We start from the raw sequence: 18,708 nt of genomic DNA, 5'->3' as shown, positions 1-18,708 counted from the left end.
CCGCGCCCTCACCCGCATCCGCGCCCGCGCCCTCACCCGCATCCGCATCCGCGCCGATCGACGCGCATCCGCCTGCGCCGCCTCCTTCTTTTCCTCCGCGAACTGACGGCAATTTGCGGCATTTCCAGGGGAAAAGCCGCAAATTGCCGTCAGTTCGCGGGGATGGGGGACTCATCGACGCGAGGATGGGGCATCAACGCGAGGGAGGGGGAACGCATCAGCGTGGTGCCCCCGGCGAGAATCGAACTCGCGCACACCCTTTAGGAGAGGGATGCTCTATCCACTGAGCTACGGAGGCAGCAGTGCAATCGTAGCGGGCCTGTGAATGTGTGAAACTCCCTGACGGCTGCGGCGAAGGCGCGGTTCGGTCGCCTAGGTTGGTGCTCGTGTGGGGCATATTCAAGAGGCAGAGCGCCAAGAACAGCGACGACGAGCGTGACGTCGCGCAGCCCGTGCGCGACGAGAGCGAGACCGCGCCGATCCTTGATCGCGGCGGCGAACGTGACCGCGAGACCGATCTCGACGACGGCGTCGCGATCGGCGACGCGCCCACCGAGTGGATTAACCAGGCGCGCGCATCCCGCTCGAGCGGATCGCGTGACGCCGAGGCGAACGCGTTCGCGCCGAAGGGCGACACGGATGCGGCTCCCGCGGCCCGGCCGGCAGCGGGAGGCGACGACAGCGACGTCGCTGCCGCCAGCGCATCCGGCCCCGCGGCAGACACCGACACGACCGCGCCGGCACCCACCGACTTCGCGCCGCCGCAGCTTCCCGAGGAGGCGGCGCAGCCCGTCAACCTCGCCGACGCGCACGAGCGCTGGCGCAGCGAGCTCGCGACGCTCGGCGGCACGTCGCCGCTGCGCAACTTCGCGGCGCGCCGCGGCACCTACATCGACCTGACGACGGCGCACCCCTCGGGCATCGCGACGCTGCTCGCACGCCGGCCCGTCATGCTCTCGAGCCTGGTGCGGGAGCCGATCGCGTTCCGCACGGCACTCGAGGCCGCGGGCCTCGTCGCGCGCCGCGGCGCCGAGCTCGAGGCCGGCCGCGGTCTCAACACCGTGCACCTCGCGATCGGGTTCGCGAGCTGGCTCGGCGGCGACGGCGAGCTGCACGCCCCGATCTTCCTGCGCACCGCGAGCCTGCGCCGCCTCGGCCGCGACTACGAGATTCGCCTGCGTGGCAAGCTGCAGCCGAACGTTTCGCTGCTGCGGGCGCTGTTCGACGACGGCGCGAAGCTCCGCGCGAGCGAACTCATGGCGAAGGTCGGCGACGAGAGCACGCTGTTCCCCGAGGCCGCGTTCGAGTACGTGCGCGAGGTGGGCGCCCGCCTGCCGAAGTTTGAGGTCGACTCGATGGCCGCGCTGTCGACGTTCGCCGACTTCGCGTCGGCGATGACCGACGACGCGGCCGACCTGCGCCACCCCGTCATCGACGCGCTCGCGGGCGACCGTGATGCGCGGCGGCGGCTTCGCCAGCGCATCCACACTGAGTCGCAGATCAGCCCCGACCGCCGCGACCCCGCGAGCGACCGCCTGCTGCTCGACGCCGACACCGAGCAGGAGCGCGTCGTCGACGCGATTCTCGGCGGCTCGAGCTTCGTCGTTGAGACGCTGCCGGGCACGGGCGTGACGCAGACCGTCGTGAACGCGATCGGCCACCTCGTCGACCGCGACCGCCGCGTGCTCGTCGTGACGCCGCGCACCGCGTCGATTCGCGCGATTCGTGCGCGTCTCAAGCACACCGGCCTCGAGGGCATTGCGGTGACGCCGCGCACGCTGCGCCGCGATGTCATCGCCGGCATCTCGCGCAACGAGCGCGCCGAGCGCCCGAACACCGCCGACCTTGACGACGCGCTCGTGCGCCTGCGCCGCGTGCTCGCCGACTACCGCGGCGCGCTCACGGCCGACCATCCCGAGCTTGGCGTCTCGCCCCTCGACGCGCTCGAGGAGCTCAGCCGCCTCGAGCTGCGCGACGTGCCGCCCTCGACGACGGCGCGCCTCGGCCACACCGAGCTCGTCGCCCTGCGGAACGTCGCGAAGCGGGCCGAGGTCGCCGAGCAGATGCGCGAGCTCGCGGAGCTCGGGGAGTTCCGCTTCGCGAACGACGAGTCGCCCTGGGTTGGCGTTGGCTTTGAGAGCACCGAGCAGGTCGAGCACGTGCACTCGACCGCGGTGCGCCTCGCCGACGGCCGCGTGAGCGAGCTGCTGCGCTCGGGCGAGAAGCTCGTCGAGCAGACGAACCTGCGCTCGCCCGAGACGTTCGCCGAGCTCGGCATCTACCTGCGCCTGCTCGCCGACATTCGCGAGACCCTCGACCGCTTCACCGCCGACATTTTCGACGCCGACCTCGCCGAGCTCATCGAGGCGACCGGTCCGCGCCGCGAGGGCAGCGACATGTCGGCATCCCGCCGCCGCGAGCTGCGCAACTACGCGCGCGAGTTCGTGCGCCCGGGCGTCACCGTGAACGAGCTGCACGACTCGCTGAAGTACGTGCAGCGCCAGCGCATCATGTGGCACCGCTACGTGCGCGACGCGGCCCAGCCGAACGTGCCGACCGGCATCGACGCGGTGCGCTCCCGCTGGCGCGACATCAATACGCTCGTGCAGGTGGTCGACGAGCCGCTCAGCGACGCGGGCAAGCAGACGCTCGCCGACACTCCGATCGGGGAGCTCGAAGACCGCCTGCAGCAGTTCGCCGCGAAGTCGGAGGTGCTCGACAACGCGGTCGACCGGCTCGCACTGAACGAGCGGCTGCGCGGCCAGGGGCTCGGCGACCTGCTCGACGACCTCGGCGAGCGCCACCTCGAGGCGCACGAGGTCGAAGACGAGCTCGAGCTCGCCTGGTGGCAGTCGGCCCTCGAGGAGCTCCTCGCGACCGAGAAGGCCCTGCTCAACGCGAACACCCGCGTGCTCACACGGCTCGAGAGCGACTTCCGCGTCGTCGATGAGGCGCACACCGCCTCGAGCGCCGACCAGCTCGCCTGGCAGCTCGCGCAGGCGTGGAAGGTCGCGCTCGTCGACCGCGCCGAAGAGGCGGATGCGCTGCGCGAGCTCCTGCGCAAGCCCGGCCTCACGTCGCGGCAGCTCGTTGACCAGGCGGCGGGCCTGTCGCGCTCGGTGACGCAGGTGTGGATCACGACGCCGTACGACGTGCCGCGCATCGACCCGCGCCTGAAGTTCGACGCCCTGCTGCTCGTTGACTCGGCGGCGATCTCGACGGCGGAGGCGCTCGGCGCGATCCGCCGTAGCTCGCAGGTGATCGCGTTCGGTGACCCGGTCACGCAGTACCCGACGCCGTTCGACGTCGCGGTGCAGCCGCCGTCGGAGCCGCGCCGCGGCACCGACCGCACCGAGGCCGAGGTCGAGGCGAGCATCGCCGACACCGCGTACGCCCGCCTCGCCGAACTGCTGCCGACCGTCACCCTCACCCGCTCGTACCGGGCCGGCGGCGAAGACCTCACCGAGCTCGTGAACTCTCGCTTCTACGGCGGCCGCCTGCACTCGATGCCGTGGGCCGGCGCGTTCCTCGGCCACTCCTCGCTCACGTACTCGTACGTGCCCGGCGGCACGGGCCTGCCCGACCGCCGCACCGGCACGGTCGAGGCGACCGACGCAGAGGTCACCCGCGTCGTCGAGCTCGTGCTCGACCACGCGATTCACCGGCCCCGCGAGTCGCTCATGGTCGTGAGCGCGTCGTCGGCGCACGCCGAGCGCGTCGAGCAGGCGATCTGGTCGGCCGTGTCGCAGCGGCACGACCTCGCCGAGTTCTTCACGCGCCCGCGCAGCGAGCCGTTCATCGTCGCGACGATCGAGGCGTCGGCCGCGCAGGCCCGCGACCGCGTCATCTTCTCGCTCGGCTACGGCGTCACGCCGCACGGCCGCGTGCTCAGCGACTTCGGGGTGCTCGGCAGCCCGCTCGGCGAGCGCGCCCTCGCGGTGACGATGACCCGCGCGCGCCGCTCGCTCGTGATCGTCACCTGCGTGCGGCCCGAGCAGTTCGAGATGTCGCGGCTCACGCGCGGCACGGTGGGGCTCGCCGAGATTCTCACCGAGCTCGAGGAGCGCACCGAGCAGCCGGGCGGCGCCGACCTCGTCGAGGCCGGCGAGGCGCCGATGCTCGTCGATCTTGCGCGGCGCCTTGGGGCGTTCGGGATGCGCGTCGAGCTCGGGTTCCGCGGCGAGATTCCGCTCGCGGCGTCGTACGACAACCGCGCGATCGTTATCGATATGGACGTCGCGGCGGGCTCGGGCACGACGACGACCCTGCGCGAGTCGCTGCGCCTGCGGCCCGAGCTGTTGAAGCGCCTCGGCTGGTACTACCTGCGCGTGCGCGCGTTCGAGCTGTTCGCGAATCCCGAGGCCGTCGCCCGCCGCATCGCGGTCGCGCTCGAGGTGCCGATTCCCGACGAGACCGGCGACCTGCCCGAGCTCACGATGGGCAAGCCGCAGCTGCCGCCAGCCGCGGCCGCGATCGAGCCGGCGGCGCCGAAGCCTGCCAGCCTGGAACCGGCCAGCGACGCCAACGCGACCGACGACGCCAGCGCCACCGCATCCGACGAGGTCGACAGGGCGTGACCCGCAAGCACCGGCGCGTGACGACCGAGCCCCCGGCCGGGAGCGACCCGCATCCGGCCGAGCTCGGTCGCGTGCTCGCCGAGGAGGATCGCCCCGAGGCCTGGGGTGACGCCCCCGCGCAGAAGGCCGAGGGCGACAATGACGACCGGCTCCGCGAGAACATTCCGCCGCACAGCGTTAATGTATAGCGGGGCGTCGCGGTGGTCGCGCGCCGGAAAGGCTCGGGCGTGACACGGCGCGGCGACGACGACGAGGAACTCGAGCTCGTCGCCGCCGAAACCGGGCAGATCCCCGTCGTCGACCTCGCCGCAGCGGCGGCCGCACGCGACCGCATCCCTCGCGAAATCTGGGTGCTCATCGGCGCGACCTTCTTCGTCGCGATCGGCTTCGCGCTCGTCGTACCCGTGCTGCCGCAGTACGCCGAGAGCTTCGGCGTCGGCGCGTTCCTCGTGAGCGTCGTCGTGAGCGCGTTCGCGTTCATGCGCTTCCTCACGGCCCCGTTCGGCGGCGTGCTCGTCGACCGCTTCGGCGAGCGGCCCATGTACATCGCCGGCCTGCTCATCGTCGCCGCGTCGAGTTTCGCCTCGGCGTTCGCGACCTCGTACGTCGAGCTGCTCATCTACCGCGGCCTCGGCGGCATCGGCTCGGCGCTGTTCACGCTCTCGGCGTCGGCGATGGTCGTGCGCTACTCGCCCCCGCGCATCCGCGGCCGGGTGACGTCGCTGTGGTCGGGCACGTTCCTCGTCGGCAACATCACCGGCCCCGTGTTCGGCGGTCTGCTCGGCCAGGCCGGCATGGCCGTGCCGTTCTTCGTCTACGGCTGCGGCCTCGTCGTCGCGGCCGGCATCGTCGCCGCCCTGCTGCGCGGCGTCGGCACGCGCGGCACCGCGACGACGACGAAGCTGCCTCCCATCAGCTTCGGCGAGGCACTCAAGCTCCCCGCGTATCCCACCTCACTTGCCTTCGGGTTCGCGAACGGATGGGCGGTGCTCGGCATGCGCGCGGCGGTCGTGCCGCTGTTCGTGAGCCAGGTCATCAACGACGAGCCGTACGCGGCGGGCCTCGTCGTGGCCGCGGCCGCGATCGGCATGGTGATCGTGCTGCAGTGGTCGGGGCACGCGAGCGACCGGCACGGGCGACGCCCGTTTATTCTCGCGGGGCTCGTCGTGTCGATCGCGTCGACGCTCGGCATGATCTGGTCGCACGAGCTCTGGGTGGTGCTGCTCGTGAGCCTCGCGGCCGGCGTCGGCAGCGGGCTCTGCGGACCCGTCTCGCAGGCGGCGGTCGGCGACATCATCGGCCCGCACCGCTCGGGTGGCCGGGCGCTCTCGCTCTACCAGATGGTGCAAGACCTCGGGCAGATCACGGGCCCGCTCATCGCCGGCCTCATCATCGACCTCTGGGGCTTCGAATGGGCGTTCGCGGTGGCGGCCCTCGTGCTCGTGCTGCCCGCCGCCGCGTGGCTCGGCACGCGCGACACGGTGCCGCGCGAGGCACCGGGTGCCTAACGCCGGCCCACGGCGAGACGCGGAAACACAAAACGGGCCCGACCAGTGGTCGGGCCCGTTTGCTTCGAGGGAACTACTGCCGCGGGGCGGCGAGCAGGTCGCGAATCTCGGTGAGCAGGTCGGTCTCGGTAGCGGCCGCCTCCTCCTCGTCGGGCTTGTGGCCGTGCTTGCGCACGTACATGGCCTCGTTGAACTTGTTCATCGGCAGGACGATGACGAAGTAGACCACGAGGGCGATCAGCAGGAAGTTGATGACCGCGGCGATGACCTGGCCGACGCCGAAGGCGACGGGGCCGACCTGCCACACGGCATCAGCCAGTGCGTCAGCGTTGAAGATCGCGGCAATAAGCGGGTTGAAGATACCTTCGACAAGCGCGTTGACGATTGCCGTGAATGCGGTGCCAATGATGACCGCGACGGCAAGCTCGACAACGTTGCCGCGCATGATGAATTCTTTGAAGCCGTTCACGGCTCCTCCTTATGGGTCGGAAACATGTCATTGTCCGGCCACTGCGCGGGAACCGCCCGCCGGGTTACAGCGAGCAACTCTCATCGCGGTAGCGTTTTGAGCATATCGTTCACAGGAAATCTCAAGAACAACACGCCAGAAAATTCAGCAAGATTTGTTGTGCCGCTAGCGCGATTCCGAATGCGTTTCGAGATACATCGTCGGCGTCACAATGCCCACGACGGGCACGTCGTGCGGCTCGTGGGGGAGCGCGTCGAAGACCTCGTCGTCGTGCACGAGCGCAAATAGGCGCCTGCGCAGGTCGGGCCGCAGCACCTCGAGCGCGCGGTCGTAGTACCCGCCGCCCCAGCCGACGCGGGCGCCGGTGCGATCGACCGCGGCCGCGGGCAGCACGACGAGCTCGGCGCGGTCGAGCCCGGCGGGGTCGGCCAGGCCCGCGGGCTCGGGCACGCGAAGGCGCGGATGCTCGCGGAGCGTGCCGTCGTCGACGCACCACTCGAGCGCGGTCGCCGAGACGGCGCGGGGGAGGAGCACGCGCACGCCGTGCTCACGCGCCCAGTCGAGGAACGCGCCGGTCGGCGGCTCGAGCGGGGTCGCGGCGAAGCAGGCGATCGTGCGCGCATCGAAGCGGGTCACGAGGCCCTCGAGCTGGTCCCGAACCTGGCCGGCGAGCCGGGCGGTCGACTCGGCCCCGCGCATCCGCCGCCGTGCCCGAACTTCGTCGCGCACCTCCCATTTCGTGAGCATGCGACAACGCTAGCGGTCATGCCCAGTGATTAGGATGCAGATCATGACGTATGAGGTGAAGAAGGCGGTCATTCCCGCCGCAGGGCTCGGCACGCGATTTCTTCCGGCGACGAAGGCGATGCCGAAAGAGATGCTGCCGGTGGTTGACCGGCCCGCGATTCAATACGTCGTCGAAGAGGCCGTGGAAGCCGGGCTCACCGACATTCTTATGGTGACGGGCCGCAATAAGACGCCGCTCGAGAACCACTTCGACCGCGTGCTCGAGCTCGAGGCGGCGCTCGAGGAGCGCGGCGACGAGCACAAGCTCGCGGCGGTGCGCCACGCGAGCACGCTCGCCGACGTGCACTACCTGCGCCAGGGCGCGCCGCTCGGGCTCGGCCACGCGGTGTACCGCGGCCACCAGCACGTGGGCGACGAGTCGTTCGCGGTGCTGCTCGGCGACGACATCATCGCCGACGGCGGCGAGCTGCTGCACGAGATGATCAAGGTGCACGCCGAGACCGGCGCGACCGTCGTCGCGGTGCAGGAGGTGCCGGTCGAGCAGGTGTCGTCGTACGGCGTCGTCGCGCCGCAGCTCATCGACGGCGAGTTCGCGAGCGCCGGCGACTACCGCTGGCCGACGTATTGGGTCGACACGCTCGTTGAGAAGCCGGCCGTCGAGCACGCCCCCTCGAACTACGCGATCATCGGCCGGTACGTGCTGCGCGCCGAGGCGTTCGAGATTCTCGAGCGCACCGAGCCGGGCCGCGGTGGCGAGATTCAGCTCACGGATGCGCTCGTCGAGCTCGCGCAGCGGCGCGAGGAGACCGGTGGTGTCGTCGCGCTCGTCTATGAGGGCCGCCGCTACGACACCGGCAACAAGCTCGAGTACATCAAGGCGAACGTCGAGCTCGCGGTCGCGTCGCACGACCTCGGCGCGCAGACGCGCGAGTGGGTGCAGTGGTACGCGGCGCAGCTCGCCGCGGACGACGCGAACGAGGGCTAGTGGCCCTCGCGGGAAGCGAGCATCCCGAGCTCGTCGACTGTGAGCTCACCCTGCGGCCGCTGCGGATGCGCGACGCGCGGGAGCTCGAGCGGGTGCTGCTCGCAAACCGGCCGTGGCTGCAGCCGTGGGAGGCGACGCTGCCGGGCGGTTCGGGCAACTGGAACGTGCGCGGCGCCGTGCGGTCGCTGCTCGACCAGTCGGCGCAGCGGGTGTCGGTGCCGTGGGTGCTCGAGGTCGGCGGTGCGATCGTCGGCCAACTTACGATGTCGAACATCCAGTGGGGCGCGGTCATGCAGGGCACGATCGGCTACTGGGTCGCGCAGTCGGTCGCGGGGCGCGGCTACACGCCCGCGAGCGTCGCGATGGCGACCGACTACGCGTTCCAGCGCCTCGGCCTGCACCGGGTGGAGATCTGCATTCGCCCCGAGAACGTGCCGTCGCTGCGGGTCGTCGAGAAGCTCGGGTTTCGGTACGAGGGGCGCCGGGCCCGGTACATCCACATCGACGGCGACTGGCGCGACCACTACTGCTTCGGCCTCGTGCGTGACGAGGTGCCGCAGGGTGTGTATCGTCGCTGGCGCGACGGCGAGGTCGACGAGCGGGTCGCCGCGCGGCCCGAGGCTGGGCCGCTTTCGTAGCTCGACGCTGAGCGCTATTGGTGCCCCGAACCTCAGCGCAACCTGGGAAACCACATCCGTCACACGAGACACTCCCGAAACAATCCGGGGCTTCGCTCGTTCTGCCCCATAACGTGAGCGCATGCAGGAATTCGGAGGGGCTAGCAGCATCGCGCTCGCGCTGATTGCGCTGCTCGCCATCGGGTTCTACGTGCCGACGTGGGTGCGCGAGCACAACGCGCGCGCGAGCGACCGCAACGCGGTGCGCCTGCAGCAGACGATTCGTGCGCTCGCCGAGACGGCGGCGACCCCGCAGGTGTACGAGGTCGAGGCGACGGCGCGCGGCGTGCGCACGCAGCAGCGCGAGCTCAAGCGTGCCCGCCAGCTCGAGGCCGAGGCCGTGCGCGAACAGGCACGAGCCGAGGCGGCGCAGCGCGCGGCGGCGGCGAAACTCAAGCTCGCAGAGGCGCGGGCCAACCGGCAAGAACGAGAAGCAGCGGAGGCAGAGATGGCAGACGCGATTGCTCGGCGCGAGGCCGTGGCACGAGCGCGAGCAGCGGCAGCACGAGCGGCACAGCGAGAGGCCGAGGTGCGCGCGCAGGGCGAGACCGCGGCCGAGCGGTGGGCCGGCGGCGAGTCGGGTTCGGAGCGCGCCGTCGAGCGCAAGCTCACGGGTCCGTCGCCGCGCATTGGCGACCCGGCCGAGGCGGCGAAGCGTCGCCAGCGCGGCCGCCTCGCGGCCACCGGTACCGGCGCGTTCGGCATCGTGCTGCTCGTCATCGGCCTCGTGGTGGGCATGACCGGGGTCGGCATCGCCCTGCTCGTCGCCGGTGTTGCGGTCGCGGTCGGGGCGGGGTGGATGCTCACGCGCATCAACTCGGTCTGGCTCGCGCAGCAGCACGCTCCCGTCGAAGCGCCCGCGGCCCCTCAGGTTGCGGAGGAGCTCGAGCAGATCGCCGAGGCGAAGCCGAAGCAGCGCGACATCATCTTCTTTGACCTCGAGACCCCGGCGGCCGACGCGGCCCCGGCGCCCGCAAACTCGTGGACGCCCGTGCCGCTCCCGAAGCCCCTCTACCTCGGCCGCGCGACGGCCGACGAGTTTGCTGGCCCCGACGGCTCGGGCCCCGGCGGCGGCCCCGGCGGCGAGCCCGCCGAGCGCGACCAGATGGACGTCGACCTTGCCCAGCTGCTGCGCGAGGAGTCGGAGCGCTCGACGCAGGCGCTGCGCGACGCGCACCGCGATGTCGCGACCCTGCCGAGTGGTGCCCACCGCATCCGCCCCATCACCGTCGACAGCGCGAGCGGCTGGAGCCGCATGGGCGACCTCGACGCGATTGTCGAAGACGCGGGCGCGGGGGAGTACGACGACCTCGACGCACTGCTTCGTCGTCGCCGCGCGGGCTAGCGGGTACGCTTAGGGGTTGAGCGGCGCCGCCGCGCCCGATATCCCCGTTACTACTTCAAGGTTGGCAGGACACTCGATGGCCAAACGTGTCGGTCCGAACCCGTTCGAGCAGACGAGCAACGAGCAGCTCGAGGTTCGCTCTGGCGTGTTCACGTCGACGGGTCGCGACATGGGGCGCACCGGCGCGACGAACGCGCGCGCCGCGACCGGTGGGTTCGGCGCGAAGTGGAAGAGCTCGTCGCAGCAGCGGCGCGTGAACCTCATCACGCTGCTCTCGGTACTGCTGGTGGTCGTGATCGTGCTGCCGATGATCATCTCGTTCGTCGGCGCGAACCGCCGCGAGGCGATCGCCGCCGCCGAGGCCGCGGGTGTGCAGACCGCGAACATCGTCGTGATTCAGCCCGACGTGCAGGCCGCCGCCGACACCTCGAAGCCCGTGATCGGCGCCTACGCGCTCTCGGCGACGTTCGTCACCGACGACACGAGCGGTGAGATGAAGAACCGCATCGACGCCGTGTCGGAGTCGCTCGTCGACAACAACGCCGGCACGACGCAGCGCCTCTCGGACGACGCGGTGAGCTACTTCGTCGACACCTACGTGCCCGAGCTGCTCTCGCGAGTGGATGAGCTCAAGGGCGAGTGGTCGGCGATGAACTGGGACACCGTAACCGAGATCGACTCGGCCGTGATCGCCGTGCAGCAGAACCTCTCGACCGACAAACTCACCGACCTCTCGGCCGCCGTCGGGCAGCTCGCCGCGGCGCTCGGTAACGCGCGCGACGAGCACTACGCGAACCGCGTCACCTACGTGCCGCCGGCCCCGCCGAAGACGCAGGCGCCGAAGGCGACCGAGGAACCCGAGGAGACTCCGGAGCCCACCGAGGAGCCCGAGGAGACCGAAGACCCCGAGGAGACCCCGGGCGTCATCGGTGGTGGCGGCAGCGGCGACGATGATGATGAGCCGCAGCCGACGAGCCAGCCCGAGCCGACGCAGAACAGCGGCAACGGCGGTGGCGGCAATGGCGGGAACAGCGGCGGCAATGGGAACGGCGGCGGGAACCGCTAGCTCTGCTCCTGGCTCCGGGATTTGCTCGCGCGATTTCACCGAGCGGCCAGGTGCGTGCTAGAGTTTTTCCTTGTTGCAAGGGCCTATGGCGCAGTTGGTAGCGCGTCTCGTTCGCAATGAGAAGGTCAGGGGTTCGAATCCCCTTAGGTCCACCACGATGCTCTTACTCGAACCCTCGACAAGAGCAATGAACTGATCGGACAGTACGTCCAGGGAGAGCCCGCCGATTTCGGCGGGCTTTTTCGTTTGCCCCGTGCCGTCGGGGGTGGCGTCGTGCTGTGCGTGTCGTGCCTCGTGGACGAGTGCTCGGGTGTCTGGGCTGTAGATGACGTCGAATGGTGCCCGGGAGGTTGCCTCGACGTAGTGCTGGCCGTTGTCGTCGGTGGTGACGAGGAGTTTGTCGAAGAGGAGCTGGTTGAACATGCGGCGGATGTGCTCGGGGGCTTGCCGATAGGTGTTTCCGGCGTGCTGGGCGATGTCGAGTGCGATGCTGATGAGTTCGTCGGCTTCGGCGATATCGGCGGTGAGGTTGCTGAGGCTGCGGTTGGTGGCGGCCAGTTCGGTGTCGAGGCGTTTCTGCTCGGTGCGGAGCATGTCGATGGGGATCGCGTCGTTGTAGTGGGCTTCGAGGAGTTTGCGTTGGCGACGCTCGATGGTCTGCTTCGTGGCCTCGAGTTGTTCTCGTTCAAGGTCGGTGTCGGTGCGAAGCTGCTTCAGTCCGTGCCGGAGGAGTGTTTCGAGGTCGCGGCGGAAGTCGGGCGCGAGACTGATGCGGTCGTAGAGATCTTGGATCAGGTCTTCGGCGTGTTCGATCTGGATGGAGCGGAGGGTGCAGTCGGTGCGCTTGGAGTGTCGTCCGAGGCAGGAGTAGTACGGGTAGGTTTCGCCGTGACGGTTCTTCACCACCTGGACGACCATCCGGAAGCCGCAGTGCCCGCAGTACATCGTGGACTTGAGGTAGTGGTCGTGCTTGATCGACCGTTCCCCGTTGATCTTCTCTTTCAGGATCGTCTGGACCTTCTCGAAGGTTTCGCGGTCGATGAGCGGGGTGTGGCTACCGGGGTACTCGACGCCTTTGAACGTGGTGATGCCGGTGTAGTAGATGTTGGTGAGCATCGAGTGGACGTGACGGATCTCGACCGGCTTCTCTGCCAGCCGCGCGGTGGGCACTGTTGTCAGTCCTCGCCGGACGAGTTCTTTAGTGAGAGTGCGCACGGAGTGTTCACCGGTGGCGTAGGCGCTGAACGCCCAGGTGACCAGTGGTGCGCGGTGCTCGTCGACGGTGACGGTGCGGCTCTCGCGGCCGTTCTCGGAGGCGCAACAATCACGTCTGCGACTCTGTCGTCATCGTCTCCAAGGTTGAACGCCGGTTTGTCATCGAGGTCGAAACGAGTCACTCGGTTGCTGTCTACGCGAAGCTGTCATGCGGGCTACTCATCCCGGTGTGGGGAATTGAGGAGGCGAAGATCGAGTGCGCTCGCAAGTTCTTCACCACGGTCAGTGAGAAGAATGGCGATGACATCAAGTACGACGTTGTCACCGACTACACCGAATTGATGCAGCTCGTGACGTCCTAGGAAATCTGAGCCGCCGGCCCACCCCCACGCGCCGCAATATCCCGCGCGACATGCCGCGCCATAGCATCCGCGGCGGCAGCAGCATCCCCCTGCTCAATCGCCAATGCGATCCGCGCATGGTCCTCCCGGCGCAGCTCAGCCCGATCATCGTCCTGAATCAACCCTGCGCCCCGCTTGTCGCGAATCGCCGCGATCGCGGCAACGTACAGGTCGCGCAGCAGCAGGTTCCCCGACGCCTCGACGATCTGCTGGTGGAACCCGCCGGGTGCCTGCCCGTGCGCGCGGGGGAGTGAGGTCTCGGCGCCGGCGTTGTGGGCGTCGCTCAACAGCATCCGCAGCCGCTCCGCCTGCTCGTCGGTCCGGTGCAGGGCGGCCTGGCGCGCGGCCTCGATCTCGAGCGCGGCGCGAAATCCGAGCACATCCTCGACCCCATACGCACCGATCGACGACGCCACGACCGCATTAACCGGCGTGCGCGAACGCACGAAGGTGCCCACCCCGCGAATCGGCTCGAGCATCCCGATGCCCGCGAGCGAACGCACGGCCTCGCGCACGGTCGATTTGCCGACGCCCATGAGCTCCATGAGCTCGGGCTCGCGGGGGATGCGGGAGTTCACCGCCCACTCGCCCGAGGCGATCCGCGCGCGCAGAAAGTCGACGGCGGCGGCGGACTTGCCAGAACCCAGTGCATCGGCCATCGAATCCCCTTCGTCGGCGGCGAAGCCGCACCAAGCTCTCGAGCGCGCTGGCGTCATGCGAGCGCGCACACCAATGCTAACGTACTTAGGCCATCCTTACTTACATCAGAAGAAGGTCACTATGCCACGAAGCCGCCCCGCAGCCATCGCGCTAACCCTCACCGCACTGCACCTCACCGGATGCGCAACGGCGACCGGCGCTACCGACGAGACGAGCGCCGCGTCGGCAATCGACGTCGAGATCCCCGACGCCTGGCACGTCGTCGAGGGGGATGCGCAGCCGACCGCGGTCGCCGACCCGCAGCTTCCCGTTTCGGTCACCGACGCCACCGGCGCCGAGGTCGAGATCGACGACATCAGCCGCATCATCGTCGCCGGTGATGACGTCGCCGAGATTCTCGGTGCGCTCGGGCTCGGCGACTACGTCTATGCCGCACCGGCCGACGGGGCCTCGCAGATCGCGCTCGACGCGCCGGTGCAGTACGAGTTCTCGCAGGCGACCGGCACCGAGGGGCTGCTCTCGATCGAGGGCACCCTGTTCATCGGCAACAACCCGCGCCGCCACGGCGACGTCGCCGAGCAGTTCCGCGACGCGGGCATCGACGCCGTCGTCTACGACGACCAGCAGTCGACCGCCGACAAGATCCGCGCCGTCGCCTCGTACATCGGCGCCCCGGAGGCTGGCGAAGAGATCGCCTCGGCCGTCGAGGAGCAGCTGACGCAGGCGGCGAGCCTCTCAGAGCAGATCGGCGACCTGCGCGTACTGCAGGTGACGTCGAGCGGCGCCGGCGGCGCGAACGCCGTGGTCGGCACGGGCACGGCCGGCGCCGATATCGCCGACGCCATCGGCTTCACGAGCATCGGCGTCGACAGCGGGCTGCGCGGATACTCCGTCGCATACAGCGACGAGGGGCTGCTCAGCACGCAGCCCGACGCGATTCTCGTCGGCACGGCCGACCTCGAAGAGTGGGGCGGCGTCGACGGCTTCATCGAGGCATTCCCAACGCTCATCGACACCCCCGCCTGGCAGAACGACCGCATCTACGTCATGCCGAGCACCCAGATCAAGATCAGCGGCCCCGCCCTCGGTACCGGCGCGCTCGCCCTCGCCGAGGCACTCGCCGCCGACTCGGAATGACGACGACCACCGCACCCGCCCGTCCGGTGCGCCGGCTCCCGCTCAGCGCGGGGCTCGCCGTCGGGCCCGCACTCATCGTCGTCGCGGTCGTGCTCGCCTTCGGCATCGGGCCGATCGAGATCGCGCCCGACCGGGTGATCCGCATCGTGCTGCACGACGTGATCGGCGTCGGCTGCGCAGGGGAGGCGCTCGAGACCACGGTCGTGATGCACCTCCGGATGCCGCGCGTGCTGTTCGGCGCACTCGTCGGCGCGGCGCTCGCGGTGTCGGGCGCCGCGCTGCAGGGACTCTTTCACAACCCGCTCGCTGACCCCGGCATCATCGGGGTCAGCGGCGGTGCCTCCGCCGGCGCCGTCTCAGCGATCGTGCTGCTGCCACCGATCAGCAGTGCCCTGTACGGCTGGCTCGTGCCGGCGAGCGCCTTCGCCGGCGGTGCCCTGGCCACCGTGCTGATCTACGTGCTCGCGCGACCCCGCGCATCCCGCGGCACGGCCCGGCTCCTGCTCGTCGGCGTCGCGGTCGGCGCGGGCTTCGCCGCGTTGACCGGATTTCTCACCTACGTCGCCGACGACGACGAGCTCGAGTCGGTCGTGTTCTGGCAGATGGGCTCGCTCGGCGGCATCGACTGGCTGAAGCTCGCCCTCGTCGCCCCGCCAATCATCGCGGGCCTCATCGTGCTCATGGCGCACCACCGCGCCCTCGACCTGCTCGCACTCGGCGAGCGGGATGCGCGACACCTCGGCCTCGACGTGACCCGCACGCGCGCGATCGTGATCGCCACCGCGGCGCTGCTCACCGGCGCGGCCGTGAGCTTCGCCGGCACGATCGGCTTCATCGGACTCGTGGTGCCGCACATCGTGCGCTTCATGTTCGGGCCGGCCCACCGGGCGGTCGTGCCGATGTCGGCGATCGTCGGGGCCCTGCTCATCGTGGTCGCCGACACGGCGGCCCGCACGATCGCCCCGCCGTCGGAGGTGCCGATCGGGCTGTTCACCGCGGCGCTCGGCGCACCGTTCTTCCTCTGGCTCGTCATGCGGTCGAAGGAGGTGCGCGTGTGAATGCCGAGGATGCGGTGCGCATCGAACAGGTGAGCGTGCGCGTCGACGGCCGCGCGCTGCTCCACGACGTGTCGCTGCGCGCGCAGCCCGGGGAGGTCGTCGCGCTCGTCGGGCCGAACGGCGCGGGGAAGTCGACCCTGCTGCGCGTGCTCGCGGGCGACATCGACCCGAGTGGCGGGGATGCGGCGATCTGCGGCAAGGCACCGCACGCGTGGAAGCCGAAGGAACTCGCGCGCCACCGCGCGGTCATGGCGCAGGACCACGCGGTCGCATTCTCGTTCACGGTGCGCGAGATCGTCGAGATGGGGCGCGTGCCGCACGACCGCTCCGATGACGACGACGCGATCGTCGACGCCGCGCTTCGCGACGGCGACGTCGACGCGCTCGCGGAACGGGACGCAACGACCCTCTCGGGCGGGGAACTCGCCCGCACCGTGTTCGGCCGCGTGCTCGCGCAACGCACCGGCGTCGTGCTGCTCGACGAGCCGACCGCGACGCTCGACCTGCGGCATCAAGAGCGGGCGATGCGCGTCGCCGCACGCCTGGCCGGCGAGGGCTGCTGCGTCATCGTCGTGCTGCACGACCTCAACCTCGCCGCCCGCTACGCGCACCGCGTCGTCATGTTCGCGGATGGGCAGATCGTCGCCGACGGCGCCCCCGCCGACGTGCTCACATCGGAGCGCATCCACGACGTGTACCGGCAAGACGTGCGGATCCTCGCGCATCCCACAACCGGCAGCCCGTTGGTGGTGCCGGTATGACCGCGAGCTTCGAGCGGCTGCAGCCGCTGCCCCGGCCGTCGGGGCACGACCGCACGTCCGTTCCGCGCCTCGGTGAGGCGGTTCCCGCGTATGACGAGCTCGGGCCCGGCTGCCGCGTCGTGCAGCGCGAGGGCGGCGAAGCGATCGTGCGGTTCTGGCATCACGCATCCGCGGCGCGCGCGGTTGCCTTGGCCGTATCAGGATGGTTCGTGCCCGACCAGCCCGATGCCTGCGACCTCGACCCGGCCGGCGACGGCTGGTGGACCGCCGCGTTCCGCGTACCTGACGACTGGCAGGCCGCGTACCAACTCGTTGAGCACGATGGCGATTGGCCGCCGCCGTGGCACACGGATGGGCTGCACCGGCGACCGCGGAGCGGGCCCGCGCGCCCGGGATCGCGGGATGTCGGGGCACGTACCGTCGTGCGGCTGCCCGAGGGGCGGACGTGGGCGTTGGCAGGGGAGTCGGGAGCGCGGGAGGAGGTCGTGACGCTGCTCTGCGAACGCCCCGGCGACCCGCGGGTTCGGCTGTGGCGCTCATCGTCTGGCGACGCGCGCGTGCCGCTCGTCGTGTTCTTTGATGGCGATGCGCACCTCGACCGGATGCACACCCCGGCCGTGCTGCGGGCGGCCGAACGTGAAGGTCTCCTGCCCGGTATTGCGGCGGTGTTTGTTGACGCCGGTGCCCGCCGCGCTCATGACCTTGGGCTTCCCGGTGGGCAGTCGGAATGGGTCGCGTCGCGGCTCGTGCCGCGGCTGCATCGCGAGGGTGTGCTCGGCGAGGTTGCGCCCGAGCAGACCATCGTCGTCGGGTCGTCATTCGGCGGACTGTCGGTGCTGTTCGCCCTCGCGCACGCGCGGGGCACGATCACCGCCGCCGTCGCCCAGTCGACCTCATTCTGGCGGTTCCCCGACGCCCTCGACGACGCACTTGCGCGTGCCTACTCCGGCACCGGGATGCGCGTGCGGCTGCAGGCGGGTAGGTACGAAGGTGCTGGGCCGGCTCGCAGTCGGGCGCTCGCGGAGCGCCTCGCGGACGTCGGGGTCGACGCGTCTGCTCGCGTCGTCAGCGGCGGGCACGACTGGACGTGGTGGGTGCCCGAAGCCGTCATCGATCTTGGTCGGCTGCTGCGGTCGCCCACCGAGGCCCCGGAAGCTGCCCCGCGACCATCGCGATGAGCGCGAGTGCGAAGCCGAGCAGTTGAATAGCCGTGAGTGCCTCGCCGGCGATCGCCGCACCGAGCACCGCCGCGACGAGTGGGGAGAGCGGCCCGAGCAGCGCGGTCGCGGTGACCGGGAGGTGGCGGATGCCCGCGAACCAGATTGTGTAGGTCAGCAACGCGCCGACGATGCCGAGCCAGGCGTATCCGAGCCACGCGGCGCCATCGATGTTCGGCGGCACGCCGTCGATGAGGAGTGCCGGCAGCAGGAGCACGAGCCCAGCCGCGGTGAGCTGCCACCCCGCGAGACCGATCGGCGAGACTCCCTCGGGGCGGCCCCACTTCTTCGTGAGCACGACGCCGGTTCCCATCGACGCGGCGCCACCGATTCCGGCAGCGACGCCGAGCGGCGACATCGCGGCGTCGGGGCCGAGCACGACGAGCGCGACACCGACCATGCCGAGCACGCCCCAGAACACGCGCCAGAGCGACAGTCGTTCGTGCAAAATCGCCACCGCCAAGAACGCGATCACGATGGGCTGTGTCGCCCCCAGAGTGGCGGCGACCCCGCCGGGCAGCTCCTGCGCCGCGAGAAACAGCAGCGGGAAGAACGCGCCCATGTTCAGCGTGCCGAGCACGAGGCTCTTCCACCACCACGACCCGCGCGGCAGCTGCCGTGCGATCAGCAGCGCCATGAGCCCGGCCGGGAGCGAGCGCATCATCGCCGCGAACAACGGATGCCCCTCGGGCAGCAGGTGCGTCGTGACGATGTAGGTCGTGCCCCACACCATCGGCACGATCGCGGTCAGTGCCGTCCAGCCCACGCGGTTGGGGGAGTCTGCCGCGGCGTTCTGCGGTGCCAGGGTCGGCGTCGTGGTGGTCATGTATCCATCGTTGGCCGCGACTGAGTATGCGTCCAACAGATTGCTGCCATAGCAATGAT

General features: G+C 70.1%; 15 protein-coding genes, 2 tRNA genes and 1 pseudogene. 12 read left to right on the top strand and 6 right to left on the bottom strand.

Annotated elements, in window-relative coordinates; translation table 11 throughout:
• Positions 1-223: 223 nt before the first annotated feature.
• Positions 224-298: transfer RNA gene (locus tag G328_RS0108390), tRNA-Arg, on the bottom strand.
• 88 nt (positions 299-386) lie between these two features.
• On the opposite strand from G328_RS0108390, the gene G328_RS14865 reads away from it, so the two are divergent.
• From G328_RS14865 to G328_RS14860, 3 genes are read left to right on the top strand one after another with little or no spacing between them, the layout of a single operon-like run.
• The gene (locus G328_RS14865) at positions 387-4,577 is read left to right on the top strand and encodes an AAA family ATPase (RefSeq protein ID WP_154651556.1); all 4,191 of its coding nucleotides are present in this window, start codon (positions 387-389) and stop codon (positions 4,575-4,577) included.
• Positions 4,574-4,765, top strand: coding sequence for a hypothetical protein (locus G328_RS0108380; RefSeq protein WP_019618900.1), 192 nt, complete (start codon positions 4,574-4,576; stop codon positions 4,763-4,765). The genes G328_RS14865 and G328_RS0108380 overlap by 4 nt, the downstream gene beginning before the upstream one ends.
• A 39-nt stretch (positions 4,766-4,804) precedes the next feature.
• On the top strand, positions 4,805-6,085 hold the full coding sequence (locus tag G328_RS14860) for an MFS transporter (RefSeq protein ID WP_019618899.1): 1,281 nt from the start codon (positions 4,805-4,807) through the stop codon (positions 6,083-6,085).
• Positions 6,086-6,158: 73 nt separating this feature from the next.
• On the opposite strand, the gene mscL is transcribed toward G328_RS14860, so the two are convergent.
• Both mscL and G328_RS0108365 read right to left on the bottom strand, forming a co-directional pair.
• The gene (gene mscL / locus G328_RS0108370; RefSeq protein ID WP_019618898.1) at positions 6,159-6,554 is read right to left on the bottom strand and encodes a large conductance mechanosensitive channel protein MscL; all 396 of its coding nucleotides are present in this window, start codon (positions 6,552-6,554) and stop codon (positions 6,159-6,161) included.
• Positions 6,555-6,719: 165 nt separating this feature from the next.
• A complete protein-coding gene (locus G328_RS0108365; RefSeq protein ID WP_026339761.1) occupies positions 6,720-7,301 on the bottom strand; it encodes a 5-formyltetrahydrofolate cyclo-ligase in 582 nt (193 codons plus the stop codon).
• A gap of 43 nt (positions 7,302-7,344) precedes the next feature.
• On the opposite strand from G328_RS0108365, the gene galU reads away from it, so the two are divergent.
• From galU to G328_RS0108340, 5 genes are all read left to right on the top strand, one after another.
• On the top strand, positions 7,345-8,286 hold the full coding sequence (gene galU, locus G328_RS0108360) for a UTP--glucose-1-phosphate uridylyltransferase GalU (RefSeq protein ID WP_019618896.1): 942 nt from the start codon (positions 7,345-7,347) through the stop codon (positions 8,284-8,286).
• Positions 8,286-8,924, top strand: coding sequence for a GNAT family N-acetyltransferase (locus G328_RS0108355; RefSeq protein ID WP_019618895.1), 639 nt, complete (start codon positions 8,286-8,288; stop codon positions 8,922-8,924). Before galU ends, G328_RS0108355 begins: the two co-directional genes overlap by 1 nt.
• 121 nt (positions 8,925-9,045) lie before the next feature.
• On the top strand, positions 9,046-10,308 hold the full coding sequence (locus G328_RS15895) for a hypothetical protein (RefSeq protein WP_026339760.1): 1,263 nt from the start codon (positions 9,046-9,048) through the stop codon (positions 10,306-10,308).
• A gap of 76 nt (positions 10,309-10,384) precedes the next feature.
• On the top strand, positions 10,385-11,374 hold the full coding sequence (locus G328_RS16505) for a hypothetical protein (protein WP_019618894.1): 990 nt from the start codon (positions 10,385-10,387) through the stop codon (positions 11,372-11,374).
• 79 nt (positions 11,375-11,453) lie between these two features.
• Positions 11,454-11,529, top strand: a tRNA-Ala gene (locus G328_RS0108340).
• A gap of 688 nt (positions 11,530-12,217) precedes the next feature.
• On the opposite strand, the pseudogene G328_RS16860 reads toward G328_RS0108340, so the two are convergent.
• A pseudogene (locus G328_RS16860) lies at positions 12,218-12,589 on the bottom strand (recombinase family protein); the annotation flags it as partial.
• Between the two features lie 358 nt (positions 12,590-12,947).
• The gene (locus G328_RS14850) at positions 12,948-13,649 is read right to left on the bottom strand and encodes a FadR/GntR family transcriptional regulator (protein WP_019618892.1); all 702 of its coding nucleotides are present in this window, start codon (positions 13,647-13,649) and stop codon (positions 12,948-12,950) included.
• Positions 13,650-13,770: 121 nt separating this feature from the next.
• Between G328_RS14850 and G328_RS0108320 the strand changes: the two genes are divergently transcribed.
• From G328_RS0108320 to G328_RS15890, 4 genes are read left to right on the top strand one after another with little or no spacing between them, the layout of a single operon-like run.
• Positions 13,771-14,787 carry an ABC transporter substrate-binding protein gene (locus G328_RS0108320; protein ID WP_019618891.1) on the top strand — a complete coding sequence of 339 codons (1,017 nt, stop codon included), beginning with the start codon at positions 13,771-13,773 and terminating at the stop codon, positions 14,785-14,787.
• A complete protein-coding gene (locus G328_RS0108315; protein WP_019618890.1) occupies positions 14,784-15,845 on the top strand; it encodes a FecCD family ABC transporter permease in 1,062 nt (353 codons plus the stop codon). The genes G328_RS0108320 and G328_RS0108315 overlap by 4 nt, the downstream gene beginning before the upstream one ends.
• Entirely contained in the window at positions 15,842-16,606 is a 765-nt protein-coding gene (locus tag G328_RS0108310; RefSeq protein WP_019618889.1) for a heme ABC transporter ATP-binding protein, read from the top strand. The genes G328_RS0108315 and G328_RS0108310 overlap by 4 nt, the downstream gene beginning before the upstream one ends.
• Positions 16,603-17,784, top strand: coding sequence for an alpha/beta hydrolase (locus G328_RS15890; protein WP_019618888.1), 1,182 nt, complete (start codon positions 16,603-16,605; stop codon positions 17,782-17,784). Before G328_RS0108310 ends, G328_RS15890 begins: the two co-directional genes overlap by 4 nt.
• Here G328_RS15890 and G328_RS0108300 read toward each other — a convergent pair.
• Entirely contained in the window at positions 17,714-18,649 is a 936-nt protein-coding gene (locus G328_RS0108300) for an EamA family transporter (protein ID WP_019618887.1), read from the bottom strand. The two genes, G328_RS15890 and G328_RS0108300, sit on opposite strands and share 71 nt — an antisense overlap.
• Between the last annotated feature and the right edge of the window lie 59 nt (positions 18,650-18,708).

The sequence above is a fragment of the [Zimmermannella] faecalis ATCC 13722 genome, assembly GCF_000381765.1.
Lineage (GTDB): Bacteria > Actinomycetota > Actinomycetes > Actinomycetales > Microbacteriaceae > Gulosibacter > Gulosibacter faecalis.
This window is presented reverse-complemented; position numbering and strand designations above follow the sequence as displayed.